The sequence below is a fragment of the Desulfobacterales bacterium genome, assembly GCA_029211065.1.
Lineage (GTDB): Bacteria > Desulfobacterota > Desulfobacteria > Desulfobacterales > JARGFK01 > JARGFK01.
Genome location: JARGFK010000195.1, coordinates 1 through 4,419, shown reverse-complemented (window position 1 = coordinate 4,419; position 4,419 = coordinate 1). Strand labels below are relative to the sequence as shown.

General features: G+C 44.4%; 5 protein-coding genes. All 5 read left to right on the top strand.

Annotation, left to right across the window (positions count from 1 at the left end; genetic code table 11):
- The coding region (locus P1P89_22375; GenBank protein MDF1594267.1) for a GDP-mannose 4,6-dehydratase at positions 1 to 619 on the top strand (619 nt) is incomplete at its 5' end.
- Positions 612 to 1,754 (top strand): LegC family aminotransferase, encoded by a 1,143-nt coding sequence (locus tag P1P89_22370; protein ID MDF1594266.1) that lies wholly within the window; start codon positions 612 to 614, stop codon positions 1,752 to 1,754. The genes P1P89_22375 and P1P89_22370, both read left to right, overlap by 8 nt.
- 23 nt (positions 1,755 to 1,777) lie before the next feature.
- The gene (locus P1P89_22365; GenBank protein MDF1594265.1) at positions 1,778 to 2,488 is read left to right on the top strand and encodes a PHP domain-containing protein; all 711 of its coding nucleotides are present in this window, start codon (positions 1,778 to 1,780) and stop codon (positions 2,486 to 2,488) included.
- A complete protein-coding gene (locus P1P89_22360; protein ID MDF1594264.1) occupies positions 2,482 to 3,465 on the top strand; it encodes an ATP-grasp domain-containing protein in 984 nt (327 codons plus the stop codon). The genes P1P89_22365 and P1P89_22360 overlap by 7 nt, the downstream gene beginning before the upstream one ends.
- Positions 3,462 to 4,337: an NAD(P)-dependent oxidoreductase gene (locus P1P89_22355; protein ID MDF1594263.1), complete on the top strand. Its 876-nt coding sequence runs from the start codon at positions 3,462 to 3,464 to the stop codon at positions 4,335 to 4,337. The genes P1P89_22360 and P1P89_22355 overlap by 4 nt, the downstream gene beginning before the upstream one ends.
- Positions 4,338 to 4,419: the final 82 nt, after the last annotated feature.

Sequence of the window (4,419 nt, the reverse complement as noted above, 5' to 3'; positions counted from 1 at the left end):
GACTTCGGAAGTTTATGGTACCGCAAAATATGTGCCGATTGATGAAAAACATCCACTCCAAGGGCAGTCCCCCTATTCGGCAACTAAGATCGGGGCTGACCGGATTGCAGAAAGTTACTATCGCAGTTTCAAAACACCCGTTACCATTGTACGGCCCTTTAATACATACGGTCCGCGCCAGTCTGCCCGAGCTGTAATCCCCACCATTCTCACCCAGTTGCTGTCAGGCGCTGAGGAAGTCAAGTTAGGGAGCTTGCACCCCACCCGTGACCTAAATTATGTAAAGGATACGGTCGAAGGATTTATTGCGATAGCCGAATCGGATAACAGCATTGGTGAGGAAATTAATATTTCCTCTCAGAAAGATATTTCAATAGGTCAGCTTGCGCAAATAATCATAAATGAAATCAATCCATCCGCCAAAATTATTTCAGATTTTCCCCGGATTAGACCCAAAAATAGTGAAGTAGATAGACTTTTAGGTTGCAATGAGAAAATAAAAGAAATGACGGGATGGGAGCCTAAATACAGCCTACAGCAAGGCATACATGAGACGATCGAATGGTTTAAGGACGAGAAAAATTTGTGGCAATATAAATCGGGCCGTTATAATGTTTGAAAAAATTATCGCCTTTATTAAATCTCTTTATCCAAACGACAATCCGATTCCACTTCATGAACCCCGCTTTGCCGGCAATGAAAAAAAATATCTCATTGACTGTATCGATTCGAGGTATGTATCCTATGTGGGACCGTATGTCAGCCGTTTTGAGGATGAAATTCGGCAGTACACCGGTGCCAAATATGCGGTCGCTGTCTCCAGCGGAACGGCTGCATTGCATGTAGCCCTCCTTATTGCCGGAGTAGCGCCCGGGGACGAGGTGATAACCCAGCCGTTGACATTTGTCGCAACAGCCAATGCCATTTCCTACTGCAGCGCACTACCGGTGTTTGTGGATGTAGAACGATCAACCATAGGACTTGATCCGGAAAAAATGGAAGATTTTCTGAAAGAAAATGGTATCGTGAAACCGGATGGCAGGTGCTACAATAAAGTAACCGGTAGAAAGATCGCAGCATGCGTACCCATGCATACCTTTGGCCACACGGTTCAGATCGATCAGATTATTGAAACCTGTCGAAAATACCAGATTCCAGTCGTTGAGGACGCCGCCGAAGCGATGGGTAGTTTTTACAAGGGACAACATGCCGGCACATTCGGGGATATTGGCATTTTAAGTTTTAATGGTAACAAGCCGGTGACAACCGGCGGCGGCGGCATGATCATCACCAACGATGAAACCCTTGCCGTAAAAGCAGAGCACTTGACCACAACAGCCAAACAGCCACATCCCTGGGAGTTTGTTCATGATGAGGTCGGCTACAATTATCGCATGCCGAATATCAATGCCGCCGTGGGCTGTGCTCAAATGGAATGCTTTAACGGGGTCTTAGAAAACAAACGCACCACGGCCCAAAAGTATAGCCGGTTTTTTCAGGAAATCGGGATCCCATTTATTGTAGAACCTGCCGGCACCCGGTCCAACTACTGGCTGAATGCGATTGTTTTAAAGGATAGACAGGAACAAGAGCAGTTTCTTTCCTATGCCACGGAACAAGGCATTCAAGCACGTCCTGTTTGGACACTTATACCCCACCTCCCCATGTACCGCCATTGTCAGAGTACATTCCTTGAAACCGCCCAATGGCTCGAAGACAGACTGGTCAACATCCCAAGCAGTGTGCGAGTTTAATATATCAGCCGAAAAAGCGACTTATGGAAATAGTGGGACACCATATCAGGTTCAACGCGTTTAACATTTCTGATACTTATACCGATCTCCATATTCATTCGACATGGTCTGATGGTATCAATTCCATAGTCGAAATTGTGCAAGGAGCGAGGATTAAGAATCTCAGAATCATCGCGATTACCGACCACGTCAGACGAAAATCCACCTATTTCACAGGCTATTGCGATGAAATAAGGAAAATAGGAGTGAGCGACCTATCGATTCTGATCGGATTCGAGGCAAAGATCAAGAATTTTCAGGGCAACCTGGATGTTTCCAGCAAGGTACGTAAGATGTCTGACCTTCAAATAGGCAGTGTTCATCGGTTTCCGTTGGGCAGGAAGCTGATTTCTCCGAAGGATCTTAGCAAGCGCATTTGCCAGGAGGTCGAGCTTGAACTCTCTGTTGCGGCGATCAAGAAGCAACAGATGGACATCCTCGGGCATCCGGGGGGAATGTCGCTAAAAGAGTTTGGGGAGTTCCCCATGGAATTCTTCCGCGAAATAATTGTTGAATGTTCTCGCAACGACATCATCTTTGAACTGAATAGCGCCTACCATGCAGCCATCTATTGGGATTTACAACCTATGCTTCAGGAGCACAACCCGTATGTTTCCTTCGGGTCTGACGCTCACACCCTTGAGGAAATAGGGAAGTGGTCGACCATTCTAAGGCAAGGATCTGGCGCATGCTAAGGATTGGCATCACGGGTACCGGTTCCTTAATCGGTCAAGCGATAATTAAATCGATAAAGGAGTCCTCCTTCTGTAGAGATTGCTACGTCGTAGGTTTTGACTATTTTAAAAACACAGTGGGCAGTTACTGGGTGAATAAAAACCACTTGCTGCCTGATATCCTTGATAATAAAATAACTGAGTCGCAATGGGTGAACGCGGTCACCGAGGCTCTTGGCAACGAAAGATTGCAGATTCTGCTTATTGGTTTAGACTTTGAGTTAAAGTTATTCGCCAAATACGGCCAAAAAATGGAACAGGCAACAGGTTGTAAGATAGTCGTGTCAGATAAGAGGGTTATAGAAATTGCTGATGATAAATACCTTACATTTCAGTTCCTGAAAAACAATGGGTTACACTTTCCCCAAACATATTTGGCTACGGAGCTTTCTGACGGTAAAGTCAAGTTCCCCGCAATACTCAAACCAAGGGTTGGGGCAAGAAGCAGGGGTGTATATGTGGTTAGAAATGACGGTGATCTAAATGATAAACTTATGAAAATCAAGGATCCGATCTTGCAGGAACTCGTTGGTGATGACAGCGAAGAGTATACGTGTGCTGTAATCTTCTTTGATCACCAGGTGAAAGAGATGATTGCACTGAAACGCGAGTTGCGAGATGGAAATACCTATTCCGCATGCCATAGTCGGTCTTTTCCGCGTTCGATTTACGATTACATACACAAGATAGCTATGAAGCTGGAACCTTATGGTGCATGTAATTTCCAACTGCGGATTGACAGCAATAACATACCCAAACTTTTTGAGATAAATGCCCGTCATTCAGGTACAACATATATGCGAAGTCTTTTCGGTTTCCAGGAAGTTGAATACGTCATCAGATATGTGCTCGGGCAGGAGATACCCAGATTCGAAATCAGAGACGGACTGGTTAAGAGATACTTTGAAGAGATATTCATTGGGGCTGAAGGATCATGAACATTCTTGTAACAGGGGCTGACGGATTCGTTGGGCGGCATGCCTGTAGATATCTGCAGAAAAGTCATACATTGCATAGAGTTAATGGTCCGAAACGTAAGGGTATTCTAACGGTTGACTTGTGTGATAGGGATGAGGTAAAGGAAGTATCCCGTCTACTGCAAAAAGGGGCCCAGATTGACGTCATATTGCACCTGGCCTCGAAGCTTGTGGGTTCATCTGATGTAGAAAATATGGAGGTCTTCTATGACAATATTCGCATTACGGAAAGTGTTATAAAACTTGCCAGGAATATTAAACCAAAAAAAGTGATCAACATCTCATCAATGGCTGTCTATCCGGCTCTTGATGGAACCTTCAGTGAAACGTCGCAGATACAGACATCCCATAATACAGATTGCCTCTATGGATTGTCGAAGTTCTGCAGTGAAAATCTTATCGATTTTATGCTCAATAGGCACGGAATACTTACGGCGCACCTTCGCATATCACAGATAATTGGACAGGGAATGAGAAACGATCGTGTTGTTCCGGTAATGCTTAAGGAACTCTCAGAAAATAACACAATCACAGTGAGAGGGAATGGAGAACGAGTCAGCAATTTTATTCATATCGACAAACTGGTATCGTTAATTGGTTTATTTGTGGTACAGGATATTTCGGGCATATACAATGTTGGTGGCGTTAATATTTCCTATTATGATCTCGCGCAAAGACTGATAATGGAACATGGCAATGAGCGCTCTAAAATCATTAAGATTGATGAAAAACCAGGATCTAAATTTCGTCTGTCGACCGATAAACTAAGTGCAGCGTTAAAACTTTGGGGCATAGACCCGGCAATAGTGAACGGGCTTAAAAATTGGAAATGAGAAGAATGAACCTGTTTTCGACACATGGCTTAATTTGACTTCGTAAATTTTGTTTAGCCATTCTGCCGTCCCCGCATTCGTT